Genomic DNA, 16,262 nt, shown 5'->3' on the forward strand with positions numbered 1-16,262 from the left:
TACGGTTATTTTTCATGTCCCGGACATGGCTCCGGTACCAAGGAATGAACTTATTTGACGAGGGCAACAATTTTTTGTGCGCCGTCGGCCATGGAATCGGCTGGAACGATGTTCAATCCGGATTCGCCCAGAATACGTTTGCCCAATTCCACGTTGGTTCCTTCAAGGCGAACGACAAGCGGTTTCGTCAGGCCGAGCTGCTTCGCGGCTTCAACCACGCCATTGGCAATGACGTCACAGCGCATGATCCCGCCGAAAATGTTAACGAAAATACCTTCGACCTTGGCATCGGATAGAATGATCTTAAACGCTTCGGTGACTTTCTCCGTCGTTGCGCCGCCACCAACGTCCAGGAAGTTGGCTGGGTCTCCGCCGTAATATTTGATAATGTCCATCGTCGCCATCGCCAGTCCCGCGCCATTTACCATACAGCCGATGTTGCCATCCAGCGCTATGTAGCTGAGATCATATTTGGAAGCCTCGATTTCCTTCTCGTCTTCTTCGTCCAAGTCGCGCAGTTCCTGAATATCCTTGTGGCGGAACAATGCGTTGGAATCGAAATTCAACTTCGCGTCCAATGCGATAACGTTTCCATCTCCCGTAACAACGAGCGGATTGATCTCTGCAATGGAACAATCTTTTTCGACAAATGCTGTGTACAACGCAACCATGAACTTCACGGCTTTATTAACCAGCTCATTCGGGATGCCGATGCTGTATGCCAGCTTGCGTGCCTGGAAGACCTGCAATCCGATGGCAGGATCGATCACTTCTTTGAAGATTTTCTCCGGCGTTGCCGCCGCCACTTCTTCAATCTCGGTACCGCCTTCTTCGGATGCCATCATAACGACGCGTCCTGTGGCCCGGTCTACAACTACCCCGACGTAATACTCTTTGCGGATATCGCAGCCCTCTTCGATCAAAAGGCGTTTGACTTCCTTGCCTTCCGGTCCAGTCTGGTGAGTAACCAGCACTTTCCCCAAAATCTCGGATGCATAGGCACGAACTTCATCCGTGCTTTTCGCTACCTTTACGCCGCCTGCTTTTCCGCGGCCTCCGGCGTGAATTTGCGCTTTGACTACAGTCACCGGACTGCCCAGTGCCTCTGCGGCTTCAACCGCTTCATCGACTGTATAAGCAACCTTCCCGTTTGGTACGGCAACTCCATACTGTTTCAGTACTTCTTTTCCTTGATATTCATGGATATTCATTCTCGAATCCTCCTATCAACATGACTGCAACAAGGCGGGTTATGATGACGAACAAAAGACAATTGTTGACTTTTTTTACTTAAACCCAGTCCATTGTAACATGTTTTTAAAACGCTTTCCTTAAAAATGTGGCTGTGAATAGACAGCATTTTGATATGGATTTGATTCCGCAATGTGAATACTTGGATAAAACTGGAAAACCTCCGGTTTTTTACCGAAGGCTCTTCTTGGTCATGGATGATGCTTTATTTTTTTGCTTCTTTCATGTTCGTCTCGTGCACCCTTTGAAGCAGCCCCTTGAATTGGTCAAGCAACGTCTGAAATTCGGCGTTGTTCAAGCAAGCATCACCCTGGATGGAAGCAGGGATCATCAAAGCTTTTTGACGAAGCTCCCGGCCCGGGTCTGTCAGCGTAATCAGCACCTTGCGTTCATCCTGTGCGGAACGTTCTCGATGGATGAGGCCGGCCGATTGCAATCGTTTCAGCAAAGGGGTCAACGTCCCCGAATCCAGATACAGCGCCTCGCCGATCTCTTTCACCGTACATTCTCCGCGCTCCCACAACACGAGCATGACAAGATATTGCGAATAGGTTACGCCAAGCTCTTCGAGATAAGGCTGATACATCTTTGTAATTTCGCGTGAACAAGCATATATCGCAAAACATAATTGGTTATCCAGCTTCAAAACGTCTTCCTGCATCCGTTGCTCTCACCTGCCTATATAAACATTCATTCCTAACAATCGTGTTACATGATTCAGGAATCTAACCTCTATATTATCACAAATTAAAAATAAAACAGAATAATTGAACACAAATTATTTTACTTTTCCATTTAATTGTGATAAATTTGATTGTGTAAAATATAATTATAAAACAGGGAGCGATATATCATGATGACGATCCAACAAAAAATGTATGAAACCACAGTGAAAGCAGTAGGCGGCCGCAATGGCTACGTCGAGTCCTCCGTTCCTGAGCTGCGCTTGGATGTCCGTACACCGAAAGAAATGGGCGGTGCCGGCGGAGAAGGCACTAACCCGGAGCAGCTGTTTGCAGCAGGTTACGCGGCTTGTTTCGATAGTGCGCTCAACATGGTTGCACGCATGCAAAAAATCAAGCTGGAAGGCTCCGAGGTAACGGCTACCGTTCATTTCGGCAAAGTCGAGGACGGCGGTTTTGGCATCGCGGTTACGCTGGACGTACTGGCAAAAGGCGTAGACAAAGCCACTGCGGAGAAGCTGGTCGAGGCGGCACATCAAGCTTGTCCTTATTCCCGGGCTACACGGGGCAACATCGACGTTGAGTTGAACGTACTGTAATAACCATTTCAAAGGATATGCCCGGAATCTTGCTCGCCGGCCTACTCTTTTTGCGAATACGGAAACACGAAATGTACGGCTGTTCAGGAAACCGGCCGGATCGATCCGCAGTATGGTTCCGAATCGGAGTTGACGCCCGGTTTCCTTTTATATACAATGCTTAATAGATGATTAGGAAGCACCTTCATTCGCGAATCGGCCGCTTTATGCGCAGCCAACACACGAAATGGGGTGTTTCTTTTTATGTACGGAAAATTGCACAGCGCCTGTCTGTACGGCATCGACGGGATGCTCATCGAAGTGGAGACAGACTTGTCCAACGGCCTGCCGCTTACCGCGATTATAGGTTTGCCGGACTCGGCGATCCGCGAGGCTGTCGAACGGGTTCGTGCCGCCATCAAAAACTGCGGGTACCAGTATCCGTTGCAGCGCATCACCATCAATCTGGCGCCGGCGGACCTTCGCAAGGAAGGCTCCTCGTTCGACCTTGCGATTGCCATCGCCCTTCTCGTAACCAGCGGACAATTGGTGCTTCCAGCAGAAGAACGAACATTAATTGTGGGCGAGCTGGCTCTGGACGGATCGGTCAGGCCCGTTCCCGGCGTGCTCGCCATGGTTGATCTGGCCAAACGGCAAGGCTTTACCTCCGTGATCCTGCCTGCCGATAATCTTGCGGAAGGCTCGCTGATCAGCGGAATACAGGTGCATGGTATTCGGCATCTTCAGCATATCGCTCCGAATGCACATGAGCCCGGTTCCGAAGACAGAGGAACCACGCCGGACGCAGGTCCGGTGGAGCTGCATAACTATGCGCATCTCGAATCTCCTGCCAATGGCACGGGGCCAATGGATTTCGGACAACATGCCGCATCCGCAGCATTACGCGATGACTACGCCGACGTTCTTGGGCAGCATCATGCCAAACGGGCGCTCATGATCGCTGCTGCCGGGATGCATAATATTTTGCTCGTTGGACCTCCCGGGACGGGCAAAACGATGCTGATCAAGCGGCTTCCAACCATCCTCCCGCCATTATCTGACGAAGAAGCGCTGGAAGTGACCAAAATTTTGAGCGCTGCGGGCAAACTGAAAGAAGCCGCATCGGGACTTGTGACAGAACGGCCCTACCGTTCGCCCCATCATACGATATCGACGTCGGGTTTGATCGGAGGAAGCGGCATACCCAAGCCCGGAGAAGTCAGTTTGGCCCACAGGGGCATTCTGTTTCTTGACGAGCTACCGGAATTTCACCGCCAGGTGCTTGAAGTGTTGCGGCAGCCGCTCGAGGATCATAAGGTGACCATAAGCCGGGCGAGGGCTGCCTTCACCTTCCCTGCCCAGTTCATGCTCGCTTGTTCCATGAACCCATGTCCGTGCGGGTATTTAACCGCCAGAGGCGAGGAACAACGCTGCATCTGCCCTCCGTCTCGCGTCGCGGCTTACCGTGCCAAAATTTCCGGACCGCTGCTGGATCGAATCGACCTTCAGATTGAAGTGCCGCCACCCGGCGAATGGAAACATTCTGCGCCTTCTCCCACATCCGCCGAAATGCAGGCCAATGTCGTGCGTGCCCATCAAATCCAGGCAAAACGCTATGCCGGAAGCGGCATTCGCTGGAACAGCCAGCTTTCCGGCAGGCTGCTTCGGCGTTCTGTACGGCTGCCTGAAGAAGCAGAGCAGTTGTTGCAGCATACGTTGCAAGCATTGCATTTAAGCATGCGCGCCCATGACCGGATCATCAAAATGGCGCAAACGATCGCCGATCTCGATCACGAAGGCGTCATCTTGACGGCACATGTCGCTGAAGCCATTCAATATCGGCAGTTGGATATGAACCTGTTTTGATTTGAAGGGATACAAGGCTTAACCCAGGAAAATTCAACGCAAAAAAGCCCCTTGCTTTATGAAACCTTCATGACCGAAGGCTGCTAGAAAGCTGGGGCTAATTATGATTTGCGCGTTTAACCAATGAGACTCAGCAGTAGAAGCTGTTACACTATTCTCATCGCCTTCGCGAAGATTATTCGAACAGCGTTAATTTTTCTTTGGCCGGCGTCCGCTCCCGGGCAGGCGGAATCACTTCGGGATACCCGAGATAAACCATACCGATAATTTTTTCCCCCGGCTCAATATCCAATAATTCGCGGAATTTAGGAGCGTAAAGGAACGGCTTCGTTACCCAGAACGTTCCGATTTCCTCACTCCAGGCGGCCAGCATAAAGTTTTGCACCAGTGCACTCACGGCTGCGAAATCCTCGTCCCATACGTTTTGCCTTGGGTCCTCTTTCAATACTACCAGAAGCACGGCAGGCACTTGTTTGATATTGGCCGAAAACTTGTTGTCTTCGCCCATCTCTGCATCGATGGCATCGGCAAGCTTCTGTTTGCCCTCGCCGTTGAAAAGCACAAATCTCCATGGCTCCCGCAATTTGTGGTTCGGTGCCCACACGGCCGTGTCCAGCAGCTCAACGATCGTGGAAGTCGGAACCGCTTCTTGTTTGAATTTTTTGACGGTACGGCGGTTTTGAATGGTCTCTCTTACAACGTTATGGGTTTGAATGGAATGGTTCATAAAAATAGGATACCTCCTGCCAATGATATGGTAATGGGTTTGAGATCGAAGTCCGGTAATCAAATATGCGAGATCATTTCCTGTTTTTTAAATCGTACGCCATGCTGCTCCATTATACACCCAGCCAGCGAGCATATTCAAAATACCTTCAACAAAAAGAGGCTTGGTCCGAGCGACAAGGATTCTGCCTCGGACATGCCTCTATCAAATTCTCTTATGCGTATGTGCCGCTTGGTCACACCATGGCCTCTCAGAACGCATTGACGATATGATTCACCGAAACGGTCGTTCCGCGATGATCCAGCATCACAGCGACCACGTCAAAACGAACTTGCGGCTGAGATGCCGTCTCCCGGCTTTGCAGATAAACCGCAGCCGTTGAACGAACCTGATGTATTTTCCGGGCATCTACCGATTCTTGGGGCGTTCCGAATTTGGAGACATGGCTTCGACTCCGTACTTCCACAAAAATGACCAGCCCATCCAGCTGCGCAATGATATCAATCTCGCCGCTTCGACAACGCCAATTGCGTTCCAGAATCAGGTATCCTTGCTCCTTGAGCCAAGCTAAAGCCGCCTCTTCTCCAATTCTGCCTTTTTGTTGGCGCGTGAGCCTGATTGGCTTGGATGGATTCGACTTGTCGTTTACCATGCGTCTCCATCCTCTTGCGCAGAAGCCATCCGATCGGCACGGTAAATATAAGTCAATATTTCCGCCACCAGTTGATACAGCTCGGCAGGAATCTGCTCGTCCAAATCGAGTTTGGACAACACTTCCACCAGGGCAGCGTCCTCCTGAACGGGAACCCCGTTTTCTTTTGCCTTTTCCAGAATGGCTTCCGCAACTTTGCCTCGTCCTTTGGCTACAACAACGGGAGCATCCGTCTCTCCCGGAATGTATTTCAGCGCAACGGCTCTTTTGGACAACCCATTGGGCTGAACCTCATCCTTCATATTTTCACGTCCACCCCTTTGTATCGGTCAGGACTATAATCCGAAGCGCTAACTTTCCGTTCGCCTCCAGGCTCTTTATCTGCAGGCCAAGGCTCCGTCCGGAAGCTTAGCAGCTGATACCCCAGCTGATCAAGCGCCTGATGGATGAGTTGCCGTCCACCTTCCAGCAGCGGTCCCATCCCTTCCCGATCGTTAAGTACCCGCAAACTGACGATATGGTTAACGACCTGTACGTCCACGAGCGTAGGACCAAGGTTTTTCATGTTGAGGTCAAACCACAGCCGGCAATTTGCTGCATCCAGCTCGCCGCGTTGTCCCCGACGGGACTGGATTTGTACCGAAGCCGTCTCTTCACCATCCGGCCCAATTATCGGGATAAACCAGTGCATCTGCGCAAACGTAGAATTCCGGTCCGTCGTCAGCAGCAGCTGCTGACCGGTAAGATATTGAACGGCTTGGACGGCGGCATCCTTCAGGGCCGCCGGAGCTCCATCGCTGCTTGCAAGCTGCAGCAGCAGGCCCTTCAGCGAGTCCGCGCCAGCCGGACTCGCCGCCTCTCCGGCGCGCGCTTGCGCAGTCGCGCCGTGCACGGCCTGCTGCTCGTGCTCCGCACCGAGCAGCTTCAGCACGCGCCCCACCCACGGGTCCCCCTCGTGGGTGACAGGCGCGTGCCCTGCCGCAGCGCCCGCAGGGGCTGCGGCGGGGCCAGCCGGCGGCGCATCCGCGCCGGCTGGCACGGGCTGCGGCGAGCCTCCGGCAGCCGCAGCCGCTTGGCCGCCCTGCTGCGCGGCAGGGGCGGCCTGGGACGCCGCACCTGGCTGTGCCGGTGCGGCCGTGGATGCGCCGCGCAGCGCATCCAGCAGCGCCAGCAGCCGGGGCGCCAGCTCCGCTGCCGTAGGCGCTGCTGGCGCTGCCTGCGCCGCAGCAGGCGATACCGGGCCTGCCCCGGCTGCGGCAGGCCCTTCCCCGCGGCCGGCTGCACGCCCGGCCGCCCCGGCCTGGCCGTCGATCACGCGGCCAGCTGCTTCACCTGCCGTCCCGGTTCCCGCCGGACGGCCCAACCCCGGCGAGTCCGCATCCATATCTTGCGGACTCGATCCCGGTATTCCGGTGCCTGCCGGAATACCGCCTTTGCCGGCGTTCTCAGTGCCGCCGGCCACCGTCCCTGCCTTCGCGCCTCCGGCTTCGGTCCCGGACACGCCCGGCTGCGTCCCCGGCTTCGCCGCAGCTGCCGGAGCCTCTCCGGCTCCATTTACCGTTGTCGCCGCGCCCACCGGAGCCGCCCCCGCCTGTTGCGCTGCCGCAGCCGGTCCTCCAGCAGCGCGACTTCCGCCTGCTGCGGTCCCGTTATCCGCAGCTTCCGCACTGCCCGTCATCGGCGCAGCCGTCGTCGGAGCCACAACCTTGCCGTTCGCCTCTCCATTCTTCCCCGGCGTTTTGCCAGACATCTGCGACAACAATGATTCGAGCTGCTCCGTCAAACCGCTTAACAGTTGATGCAGCGGCGGCCCAAACACGGCCTGATGCAATCCTTTGACCGTTTCCGCCGTCACCGGCAATCCTCTCTGAAATGCAATTCCCGTCGCCTGAACCCATTCCTCTGCCGGAACTTGGGCGGGTTTGGCCGCAAGCATGTTTTGAACCAGGGTCACATTATCCTTGGTCAAGGGCAATCCGCTGCGCTGCATCGCGATCAGCAGCTCCCGATTGCCTTTTGTGTCCGGCAGGCCTACGTCCTGCAGCAATTGATTCATGGAAGCCTGCGGCAGTTCAGACAACGAACCGGCCAGCGGCTTCATCACCGTCATGCCGTTTTCACCGGGCGGCTGCACTTGCAGCAGCGTCGTTTCACCCGCACGAAGCGGTGTTTCCAGCTTTGCCCGCACCTGAACTCCCTGAATTTGCAGGACGGCATCTCCGCCGTCCTCCGAGACGCTGACGACCGACCCCCGTACCACTTGGCCTTCCTTGAGTTCAAGCGGCTTGGCATTTCCAGGCTTGCTATCCCCTAAAATTCCGCGAATCATCGAGCTGATATTCATAATTCCCCCTCCTTTCGTGCTTCTAGATTAAAACAATGTAGGCTGCTCCCCGATCAAATTGCCCAAGAAGCTTCTGCGATGCATTGGCGTAGCGCCAAGGAGCATGATTTGCTCCCGATGAAATTTCGTGGCGTAGCCCTTATGTACAGCCAAACCATAGTCCGGATATAACCTGTTCCATTCCCCTTGGCACAGCCGATCGCGGGTCACCTTGGCTATAATGGACGCTGCCGCGATGGATTGGCTGTTCGCGTCCCCTTTAACGATCGACAACTGCGGGATCTGGACATCCACTTTTTCGGCGTCCACCAGCAAATAGTCCGGCGTCTGGTCAAGCGCATCAACAGCCCGCTTCATGGCCAGCCTGGTCGCCTGCTTGATATTGATGCGATCAATCGTTTCCGCGTCCACGAATCCTACCCCGACGGACACGGCGTTTTCCATGATGATTTCATACAAGGCATCGCGTTTTTTCTCGGACAGCTTTTTCGAATCGTTCACGCCCTCCAGAATCAGTCCTGGCGGCAAAATCACCGCCGCAGTGACCACGTCCCCGAACAGACAGCCGCGTCCCACCTCATCGATGCCGGCAATGTGTTCAAAACCGCTTGCCCAATATTCCCGTTCATAGAACAGCAAGTCCGTCGAATCGCTGTCTGCATCGTTATGTGCGGGTTCAGTTCGGGCATGCTGATGAATCAGCTCGTCAAACTCCATATTTTCAGTCACTTCATATCCTCTCCTCTGCCCATGCTTGTTCCTGGCAAATCATATATGCGGTTACGGCACCCTATTTTCTTTAGACGCCATATCCTTTCAATTGTTTTCACAAAATATGGTTTAAAGGGGAGTCCGGGGATCGGCAGCCGCTTTCGATGCAGATTTCCTTCAGAACGTTTTAGGCAATGCCTCGCTTCTCCAGACTCGTTCTGCCCGTTCATCCCGTCACGATCAATTTCTTATTTTATCGGTCACTTATGCTTAAAATTGAATATATCCTGTCCCTCGTTCCCACGAACAGCCCTGCTCTTCATCATACCATGCATGGAAATACGCTGAATATATGTAAGACCCATTTCCATCTTTTGCAAGCCTGCCGAACAAAATCTGCCCCTATTTGAATTTATGCTCGATCTGTCAGACCGGATCGAGAGCCCCGGGGAATATAAAACGCAAAAATCGGCCGTTCCCGACAATCCGGTAACGGCCGATTCTTTCGGCATCTTGCATATGGTTTAGTATGGTGCTTCCATCGAGTACCGCCCCATTTTGCCTGCACGCAACTCCCGCAGGAACGTTCGGGACGCCTTTTCCAGATCCACGCGCCCGCCGCTGACGATGCAGCCGCGTTTGCGTCCGACCTGTTCCATGATGGCAATGACGTCATCCGACTCGTCCGCATTCCGCGAGAACTCCTGCAGATCAAAACGCTCTTCAAGTGCCTCCCAGTAATAACGCATGAGATAGCCGATGGCAAAAAAGGCGATATCTTCGGCATTCAAAATTTCTTCTTTGATGGCCCCCGTTACCGCCAAGCGATAACCGACGTTCTGATCCTCAAATTTGGGCCACAAAATGCCCGGTGTATCCAGCAATTCCATTTCCTTGCCAACCTTGATCCATTGCTGCCCTTTGGTTACGCCCGGACGATCCCCCGTTGCCGCAATGTTGCGTCCGGCAAGCCGGTTGATCAGCGTCGATTTGCCGACGTTCGGAATGCCCACGATCAAGGCGCGGATAGCTCTGGGGTTCATACCTTTGGCCAACTGGCGTTCGATCTTTTCTTTCAGCAGCAATCGGGCCTGTGCCGGAATATCCTTCACATTGGTGCCTGTCGAGGCATCTACGGGAAATGCAGTAATGCCTTCCTCTTTGAAATAGGCAATCCATTCTTGCGTCACTTTCGGATCGGCCAGATCGGCTTTGTTCAGCAAAATCATTCTTGGCTTGCCCTGCAAAATTTCGTCAATCATCGGATTGCGGCTGGAGACAGGCAGACGGGCATCCAGCAGTTCGATGACCACGTCAATCAGCTTTAACTTATCCTGAATCTGGCGTCTGGCTCGGGTCATATGACCTGGAAACCATTGTATCGTCACCTTGTCTTCACCTCGTTGTTTACTTAAAAATCATCCCTGGATCAGTTAATCCACTTCACGTCGCTGATCGGCCAGAAAATCACGTCTGCGCGACCTACGATATCGCCAAGCGGCACATAACCGATCATTCGGCTGTCCGTACTGTTCGGACGGTTATCCCCCATCACGAAAACGTGACCTTCAGGCACCTTTCCGTCAGGGAACTGCTCATTCGGGAAGTCCTTCACGTTGTAGGTTCCCCCATTTGCTTCCGCAGCATCAATCGCGCCCTGAATGTAGGTTTCATTCACTTTTTCTCCATTCACCAATACGGTATCTCCCTTGACTTCAACCGTATCGCCGGCAACGGCAATGACGCGCTTAATGAAATCGCGGCCTTCCGAAGGCACGTGGAAGACGATAACCTCACCGCGTTTCGGTTCGCGGATGTCGTACAAAATTTCATTGACGATCACCCGTTCGCCGGTATGAAAATTCGGCTGCATCGAAGGCCCGTCCACCACAAATGGCTTAAACAGCAGCCAACGAATCAAAACGACCAAAACCAATGCAATCGCAATCGCTTTGATCCATTCCACGATTTCATTTTTGGCTTTCTTGGATCGACTGCCATTCTCTTCGGCAGGTTTGCCGTGGTCCTGTTGAACTTCTTGTTCCATCACTGATCTTCCTCTCTTCACGGTACATGTTTACAGCCAATAACACATTCAGCATACTGCCGCTCACGATCGTTGTCCTTCCATGCAAGCAGTGATGCCGACCATCAGTTATGTAAATCGAAACGTAAGCATCTATGTGCATTTGTATGGCGATGCTATCCCCATGTCTTACGAAAATAACTGATTTTACAAAGCCTCCCGGACTTTTGCGCATGTGTCGCTATACCATTTTACTCGGAAGTGTACCTCCGGTTCAACTTTTCCCAGACAAAAACGAAAAGGGCTTGTTTCCAAGCCCTCTCCGTTATCCGTTATATTAACGAATTTCTTTAATTCTCGCTGCTTTACCGCGCAGTTCACGAAGATAATAAAGCTTCGCACGACGCACTTTACCACGGCGAGCCACTTCGATTCTATCGATTTTTGGGGAATGAAGCGGGAATGTTCTTTCCACACCTACACCGTAAGAAATTTTACGAACCGTAAAAGTCTCACTGATTCCGCCACCACGGCGCTTGATCACAACACCTTCAAACAACTGGATACGCTCACGAGTTCCCTCGATAACCTTAACGTGCACTTTCAAAGTGTCACCAGGGCGGAAACTTGGCACATCCTTGCGAAGTTGTTCTTGAGTAATCGCTTGGACGATATTCATCTATGACTCCCTCCTTCCGTACAGGCGTTCATACTTCTTCCGGAGACTACGATGTCTCCATCATTATCCATAGAGGACCGCCGTATTCCACACAACAGAAATATTGTACCATGCACAAATTCAAAACACAAGGATATCTCCAAAAAATTATGCATATTAAACCAAAAATGCCGATAACAATGATTTTACACAACTTAAAAACCTGTATAAACACCCGAATCCATCTTATATCCGCTCCCCATGAAGTGGAGCAATCACAATAATGTAACTTTCTCTTCGATTCATTCGTCTATGATAGAGCTTGTCGGCAACAAGCACTTTGTCGATGCGCGGATTTTCAATAGAAGGAGCTTTGTCATTATGAAACCAATCAAAAAAATCATGCTCGCCCTGCTCGCTGCACTTACATGTTTTGTGACATTGTACGTATATGCAGTCAATCATCCCACCAATGCTTTATCGCATAAGGCATGTACCTCGTGGGACATGGTGAAGCGGAAAGCATTTCTCATCTCCCATCCGGATTACTCCAATGTTCCGAAACTCGATCCATCATTTAAGGTTCAGCCCGGGACGGCAACCGAGGTTCCGGTACTGATGTACCATTACATAGAACCTAAAGCGGATAATCGCGAACCAGGCAACAAATCGATCATCACTCTCGAGGCTTTTGAGCAAAACATGAAATTTTTGCACGATGAAGGATACCAGACCGTGACGCTGGAACAGTTGGAACAATACGTGAAGGGCCAGATTTCCTTGCCTCAAAAATCCATTGTTATCACTTTTGACGACGGTTATCAGAACAACTATACCCTTGGGTATCCCATACTCAAAAAGTACAATTTTCATGCTTCCCAGTTCGTGATCGGCAGCAAAATCGAGGAGCGTCCCGTCCATTTTGATCCGGCCAAGAAATCATTCATATCCAAACAGGAAATGCAAGCGGCTTCGGACGTATTTGAATTCAACAGCCATACTTACAACCTTCATCACAAAGGCTTCATGCGCTGCGGCGAAAGCGTACCGGTCGGACTGGATACCACCCTCCTGAACGGCGACATCGAGCAGATGAAAGAGATTGCCGGGATTGATACGCCATATCTGGCTTATCCTTTTGGTTACACCAGCACGCAAATGATCTATAAGCTTCAACAAAACGGTTACCGTATGGCGTTCTCGGTGCGTCCCGGGTTTGTGCGGCCGGGAGACAACCCCATGAAGCTTCCAAGGTTAACTGTAACAACAGACACGGATCTATCCACATTGCTTCAACCCGAACAAAAGAGGGACTAATTCTTCCTTTTCCAACCACTCGGAAATGCTGTACATTTGGATATACTTCTCCTACGAAGAGCATGTCCCGCATCGTGATCATTATACTTCCCCACCCGGATAAAGAGTCGAGCTATACAGTCGTTTGGACTGTGGCTGGGCTCTTTCGGTCTGGGCCTGTTCTAGGCTTAACGGGGAGCTCGAATAGATGACAGCTTCCAGCGCATCGTAAATAATGACCTGTTCGCGTCCGCTTTGGCAGAGATCCGCATGAACCGCATACCCTTCTTTGCCAAAGGATGCAACCGTTTCCATATTTCCGTTGATCAATGACGGGAGCACGCCCCCTCCCCTGCGATAAGCTAAAATATAATCAAGCCCGCTGTCGTCCCACTTACGTACAGGCTCGATGATCGTAAGCCAGCCGCGGGTCGTCCGGTTCTCCTTCCATATTTCTTGACCCGCAGCATCCAGCAAAAACATGCCGTCAAGACCCTGTTCGTCCCCGCGAACAATACGGTCCAATCCCGCCACCTGCAAGCCTTTCAGGCCATCGCAAAACGTTCCGAGCGCAACGTGCTGCGATTCGATTGAACCGGTATAACGCCATTTCTCGTTACCCTGGAGATCCATCATTACCGTCACGCTTCCCCCGATGACAATCTCGGTCTTTCCATCGCCATCCACGTCGCCAAACCAGATGCAGTCCGCGTGATCCTCCAGGTCCCTGCAGGACCACAGTAACGTGCCATCATGATCGAGCATGTCATACCCGGCCATCACTTCGTCCCGCCCGTCACCGTCGATGTCATACACCCACGGGAAATGCCCGGTGTTGCCCTCATGCTTCCACAACAGTTCAAACTCATGGTTCAATGCCCACATCGTTTTATAACGATCTTTTAAAATAACGTCCATTTTTTGTGGTTCACCCGTAAGGTTCGCCAAAATAATGCAATCATGCGCCTGCTCGCCGGGTAAGGCATGGCTTTCTTTGATTTCCCCCGTAGTCCCGTCCAACACCAGAAATTGCTTCTCCATGACACAAACCACTTCATTGCTGCCGTCTCCATCCCAGTCCGCAATTTGGGCCGGATAATCCGATCCCGGTCCGCCTGCATCCGGATCAGGAGACCCTACTTGCCATAAAAGCTCTCCGGTCAGGTCATACGCCGTCAAACAACGTACCTGATGTGGAACATAACGATCATCGATCCCGCCATCGGCTTGTACCAACAGCATCTCCAACCTGCCATCGCCGTTCAGGTCACCAAGCAGCATTTTGCAGCGCAGGCCTGCTTGGCTGATATCGACTCTGCCCACCTCATGCGTTTGGTCGTTCATGTCATTTCCGCCTCCCCATTTGTTCGGTCCATCAACTTCACATTCAACGATAAGCATTTTTACCATTATTTACAACCTCTTTTTGAGAAAAGGGAGAACAACCTATCCAAAAAAAAGAGCAACCTTGCCCAATGCAAGATGTGCTCTTTTGATCAACGCTATGGAGAATCTCCGGACCGATCATCGGTCCCCTGATCCGGTTTCCTGTTTCTTCGAACGAAGCTTGTCCAGCCACTCGCGTTCTTTCTTGGACAGCTCCGCCGTTTCGAGCAGGTCCGGCCTGCGCTCCAGCGTGCGGAGCAGCGACTGCTCCCTGCGCCAGGCTTCGATATTCGAATGATGTCCTGACAGCAGCACATCCGGAACCTTCATGCCTCTGAATTCCGGCGGTCGGGTGTAATGCGGGTACTCCAACAGCCCCGTGCTGAACGAATCGGTCACCGCACTCGTTTCATTGCCCAGCACGCCCGGAATAAGTCGTGCAATGCTGTCAATGGCCACCATGGCCGGCAATTCGCCTCCAGTCAGCACGTAGTCCCCAATGGACAGCTCGTCCGTGACGAGGAATTCGCGAATTCGTTCATCGTAACCCTCATAATGGCCGCATATAAAAATCAGGTGATCCTCCTGCACGAGTTCTTCCGCCTTTTTCTGCGTGAAGGTCTCTCCTTGCGGGCACATCAGTATGATGCGCGGCCGTTTCCCTTCAGGTCCCCGCTGCTGCACGACATCCTCCACGGCTGCGAAGATCGGATCAGGCTTAAGCACCATTCCGCCTCCGCCGCCATAAGGGGTATCATCCACCGTATGATGTTTGTTGTTGGCATAGTCCCGAAAATTGACGGCATTCAGGGAAACCAGCCCTTTTGCCTGGGCTTTGCCCAAAATGCTTGAACCAAACACACCTTCGAACATTTCCGGGAATAACGTCAGTACATCGACCTTCATCCTATAGTAACCCTTCCATCAGATGAATTTTGACCTGCTGCTGCTCGATGTCCACATCCAGGACAACGTCGTCAATCACCGGAATCAGCACTTCTTTGCCGGCAGATGTCTTAACGACCCATACATCATTGGCGCCGGGTGTCAAAATGTCTGTAATCTTGCCCAGTGTATCGCCTTCTTCAGTGACGACGGAGCAGCCGATAATTTGATGGAAATAATATTCGTTTTCCTCCAGCTCGGCAAGGTCTTCCTTCGAAACCTTGGCCATACCGCCTTTGAATTTCTCCACCTCGTTAATGTTGCCAAATTCCTTAAAACGAACGATATACATGTTTTTGTGCGGACGAGCCGCTTCAACCTTTGCCAATACGGATTGCCCGTCAGGCATGAACAAATAAAGCTCTGCATTTTTGGCAAAGCGAACTTCAGGAAAGTCCGTGGTGGGCATGATTTTCAGTTCACCGCGGATGCCGTGAGTGTTAACGATTTTACCTACATTCATGAATTGTGACATACATTCCTCCTGCATTTCATTCAACCCATCGCTATGATTGTAAGTTTCAGCATGTACGAAAAGGGGCTAGGACATGCATCCTAACCCCCTTTCGTATATCTTTAAGATATGATATCAACGGTAACCCGTTTATCCATCTTAACTGCTGCTGACGTGACGACCGTACGCAGAGATTTCGCGATTCGCCCTTGCTTGCCGATCACCTTTCCGACATCGTCGGGATGAACGGTCAGCTCGTAAACGACGAGCCGATCCTTCTCCACCGTTCGAACTGCCACATCTTCCGGATGATCGACCAAAGCCTTAGCAATTGTACTTACTAATTCTTCCATAGATGACCCTCCGAATCAGCAACTTATTTCGATTGTTTGGACTCGTGGAACTTTTTCATCACGCCCGCTTTGCTCAGCAAGTTGCGAACAGTGTCGGATGCTTGCGCACCGTTTTGGAGCCATTGCAATGCTTTATCTTCATCGATTTTGACAACTGCCGGTTGTTCAACCGGGTTGTAGTAACCGATCTCCTCGATAAAACGACCATCACGCGGGGAACGGGAATCCGATACCACGACGCGGTAGAAAGGAGCTTTGTGAGCACCCATACGTTTCAGACGAATACGAACTGCCATTTTGAACATTCACCTCCTTCAACGAAATCTGTTGCC

The 16,262-nt window shown here is 52.0% G+C and carries 18 protein-coding genes; 3 read left to right on the forward strand and 15 right to left on the reverse strand.

Going from position 1 to position 16,262, the window contains the following annotated elements:
- Positions 1-50 precede the first annotated feature (50 nt).
- Together sucC and RSX24_RS02080 are read right to left on the reverse strand one after the other, a co-directional pair.
- Positions 51-1,211 carry an ADP-forming succinate--CoA ligase subunit beta gene (gene sucC, locus RSX24_RS02075; RefSeq protein ID WP_236417064.1) on the reverse strand — a complete coding sequence of 387 codons (1,161 nt, stop codon included), beginning with the start codon at positions 1,209-1,211 and terminating at the stop codon, positions 51-53.
- Positions 1,212-1,456: 245 nt separating this feature from the next.
- On the reverse strand, positions 1,457-1,912 hold the full coding sequence (locus RSX24_RS02080) for a MarR family winged helix-turn-helix transcriptional regulator (protein WP_236417061.1): 456 nt from the start codon (positions 1,910-1,912) through the stop codon (positions 1,457-1,459).
- A 192-nt stretch (positions 1,913-2,104) separates the two neighbouring features.
- Between RSX24_RS02080 and RSX24_RS02085 the strand changes: the two genes are divergently transcribed.
- Positions 2,105-2,533, forward strand: coding sequence for an organic hydroperoxide resistance protein (locus RSX24_RS02085; RefSeq protein ID WP_236417060.1), 429 nt, complete (start codon positions 2,105-2,107; stop codon positions 2,531-2,533).
- A gap of 243 nt (positions 2,534-2,776) precedes the next feature.
- A complete protein-coding gene (locus tag RSX24_RS02090) occupies positions 2,777-4,378 on the forward strand; it encodes a YifB family Mg chelatase-like AAA ATPase (protein ID WP_236417058.1) in 1,602 nt (533 codons plus the stop codon).
- A 175-nt stretch (positions 4,379-4,553) separates the two neighbouring features.
- On the opposite strand, the gene RSX24_RS02095 is transcribed toward RSX24_RS02090, so the two are convergent.
- The 8 genes from RSX24_RS02095 to rplS form a co-directional block, all read right to left on the reverse strand.
- Complete coding sequence (locus RSX24_RS02095) at positions 4,554-5,105, reverse strand: nitroreductase family protein (RefSeq protein ID WP_339277443.1); 552 nt, start codon at positions 5,103-5,105, stop codon at positions 4,554-4,556.
- A gap of 250 nt (positions 5,106-5,355) precedes the next feature.
- Positions 5,356-5,757, reverse strand: coding sequence for a YraN family protein (locus tag RSX24_RS02100; RefSeq protein WP_343259533.1), 402 nt, complete (start codon positions 5,755-5,757; stop codon positions 5,356-5,358).
- Positions 5,751-6,059 carry an EscU/YscU/HrcU family type III secretion system export apparatus switch protein gene (locus RSX24_RS02105; RefSeq protein WP_236417052.1) on the reverse strand — a complete coding sequence of 103 codons (309 nt, stop codon included), beginning with the start codon at positions 6,057-6,059 and terminating at the stop codon, positions 5,751-5,753. Before RSX24_RS02105 ends, RSX24_RS02100 begins: the two co-directional genes overlap by 7 nt.
- The gene (locus tag RSX24_RS02110) at positions 6,056-8,101 is read right to left on the reverse strand and encodes a TP0910 N-terminal domain-containing protein (protein ID WP_343259534.1); all 2,046 of its coding nucleotides are present in this window, start codon (positions 8,099-8,101) and stop codon (positions 6,056-6,058) included. Before RSX24_RS02110 ends, RSX24_RS02105 begins: the two co-directional genes overlap by 4 nt.
- Positions 8,102-8,128: 27 nt before the next feature.
- Positions 8,129-8,830 (reverse strand): ribonuclease HII, encoded by a 702-nt coding sequence (gene rnhB, locus RSX24_RS02115; RefSeq protein ID WP_236417800.1) that lies wholly within the window; start codon positions 8,828-8,830, stop codon positions 8,129-8,131.
- Between the two features lie 506 nt (positions 8,831-9,336).
- Positions 9,337-10,200, reverse strand: coding sequence for a ribosome biogenesis GTPase YlqF (ylqF, locus tag RSX24_RS02120; protein ID WP_236417801.1), 864 nt, complete (start codon positions 10,198-10,200; stop codon positions 9,337-9,339).
- Between the two features lie 41 nt (positions 10,201-10,241).
- Positions 10,242-10,859 carry a signal peptidase I gene (lepB, locus tag RSX24_RS02125; protein WP_236417802.1) on the reverse strand — a complete coding sequence of 206 codons (618 nt, stop codon included), beginning with the start codon at positions 10,857-10,859 and terminating at the stop codon, positions 10,242-10,244.
- Between the two features lie 316 nt (positions 10,860-11,175).
- Positions 11,176-11,517: a 50S ribosomal protein L19 gene (rplS, locus tag RSX24_RS02130; RefSeq protein ID WP_236417803.1), complete on the reverse strand. Its 342-nt coding sequence runs from the start codon at positions 11,515-11,517 to the stop codon at positions 11,176-11,178.
- A gap of 360 nt (positions 11,518-11,877) precedes the next feature.
- Here rplS and RSX24_RS02135 point away from each other — a divergent pair, with 360 nt between their 5' ends.
- Positions 11,878-12,813, forward strand: a complete 936-nt coding sequence (locus RSX24_RS02135; protein WP_236417804.1) for a polysaccharide deacetylase family protein — start codon at positions 11,878-11,880, stop codon at positions 12,811-12,813.
- Between the two features lie 81 nt (positions 12,814-12,894).
- Here RSX24_RS02135 and RSX24_RS02140 read toward each other — a convergent pair whose 3' ends face one another.
- The 5 genes from RSX24_RS02140 to rpsP all read right to left on the reverse strand — a co-directional run bounded on the left by RSX24_RS02140 (position 12,895) and on the right by rpsP (position 16,226).
- Positions 12,895-14,136, reverse strand: coding sequence for a hypothetical protein (locus RSX24_RS02140; protein ID WP_343259535.1), 1,242 nt, complete (start codon positions 14,134-14,136; stop codon positions 12,895-12,897).
- A gap of 180 nt (positions 14,137-14,316) precedes the next feature.
- Positions 14,317-15,084, reverse strand: coding sequence for a tRNA (guanosine(37)-N1)-methyltransferase TrmD (trmD, locus tag RSX24_RS02145; protein WP_236417808.1), 768 nt, complete (start codon positions 15,082-15,084; stop codon positions 14,317-14,319).
- Position 15,085: 1 nt separating this feature from the next.
- Positions 15,086-15,598 (reverse strand): ribosome maturation factor RimM, encoded by a 513-nt coding sequence (gene rimM / locus RSX24_RS02150; RefSeq protein WP_236417817.1) that lies wholly within the window; start codon positions 15,596-15,598, stop codon positions 15,086-15,088.
- A gap of 101 nt (positions 15,599-15,699) precedes the next feature.
- The gene (locus RSX24_RS02155) at positions 15,700-15,930 is read right to left on the reverse strand and encodes a KH domain-containing protein (protein WP_236417819.1); all 231 of its coding nucleotides are present in this window, start codon (positions 15,928-15,930) and stop codon (positions 15,700-15,702) included.
- A gap of 23 nt (positions 15,931-15,953) precedes the next feature.
- Positions 15,954-16,226: a 30S ribosomal protein S16 gene (gene rpsP / locus RSX24_RS02160; RefSeq protein WP_236417820.1), complete on the reverse strand. Its 273-nt coding sequence runs from the start codon at positions 16,224-16,226 to the stop codon at positions 15,954-15,956.
- Between the last annotated feature and the right edge of the window lie 36 nt (positions 16,227-16,262).

The organism is Paenibacillus hubeiensis (assembly GCF_032334105.1).
Lineage (GTDB): Bacteria > Bacillota > Bacilli > Paenibacillales > Paenibacillaceae > Paenibacillus > Paenibacillus hubeiensis.

What these genes read in the sequence shown, in the direction of transcription:
- sucC (WP_236417064.1), bottom strand. Translation starts at nt 1,211, where the DNA reads ATGAATATCCATGAATATCAAGGAAAAGAAGTACTGAAACAGTATGGA.
- RSX24_RS02080 (WP_236417061.1), bottom strand. Translation starts at nt 1,912, where the DNA reads ATGCAGGAAGACGTTTTGAAGCTGGATAACCAATTATGTTTTGCGATA.
- RSX24_RS02085 (WP_236417060.1), top strand. Translation starts at nt 2,105, where the DNA reads ATGATGACGATCCAACAAAAAATGTATGAAACCACAGTGAAAGCAGTA.
- RSX24_RS02090 (WP_236417058.1), top strand. Translation starts at nt 2,777, where the DNA reads ATGTACGGAAAATTGCACAGCGCCTGTCTGTACGGCATCGACGGGATG.
- RSX24_RS02095 (WP_339277443.1), bottom strand. Translation starts at nt 5,105, where the DNA reads ATGAACCATTCCATTCAAACCCATAACGTTGTAAGAGAGACCATTCAA.
- RSX24_RS02100 (WP_343259533.1), bottom strand. Translation starts at nt 5,757, where the DNA reads ATGGTAAACGACAAGTCGAATCCATCCAAGCCAATCAGGCTCACGCGC.
- RSX24_RS02105 (WP_236417052.1), bottom strand. Translation starts at nt 6,059, where the DNA reads ATGAAGGATGAGGTTCAGCCCAATGGGTTGTCCAAAAGAGCCGTTGCG.
- RSX24_RS02110 (WP_343259534.1), bottom strand. Translation starts at nt 8,101, where the DNA reads ATGAATATCAGCTCGATGATTCGCGGAATTTTAGGGGATAGCAAGCCT.
- lepB (WP_236417802.1), bottom strand. Translation starts at nt 10,859, where the DNA reads ATGGAACAAGAAGTTCAACAGGACCACGGCAAACCTGCCGAAGAGAAT.
- rplS (WP_236417803.1), bottom strand. Translation starts at nt 11,517, where the DNA reads ATGAATATCGTCCAAGCGATTACTCAAGAACAACTTCGCAAGGATGTG.
- RSX24_RS02135 (WP_236417804.1), top strand. Translation starts at nt 11,878, where the DNA reads ATGAAACCAATCAAAAAAATCATGCTCGCCCTGCTCGCTGCACTTACA.
- RSX24_RS02140 (WP_343259535.1), bottom strand. Translation starts at nt 14,136, where the DNA reads ATGAACGACCAAACGCATGAGGTGGGCAGAGTCGATATCAGCCAAGCA.
- trmD (WP_236417808.1), bottom strand. Translation starts at nt 15,084, where the DNA reads ATGAAGGTCGATGTACTGACGTTATTCCCGGAAATGTTCGAAGGTGTG.
- rimM (WP_236417817.1), bottom strand. Translation starts at nt 15,598, where the DNA reads ATGTCACAATTCATGAATGTAGGTAAAATCGTTAACACTCACGGCATC.
- RSX24_RS02155 (WP_236417819.1), bottom strand. Translation starts at nt 15,930, where the DNA reads ATGGAAGAATTAGTAAGTACAATTGCTAAGGCTTTGGTCGATCATCCG.
- rpsP (WP_236417820.1), bottom strand. Translation starts at nt 16,226, where the DNA reads ATGGCAGTTCGTATTCGTCTGAAACGTATGGGTGCTCACAAAGCTCCT.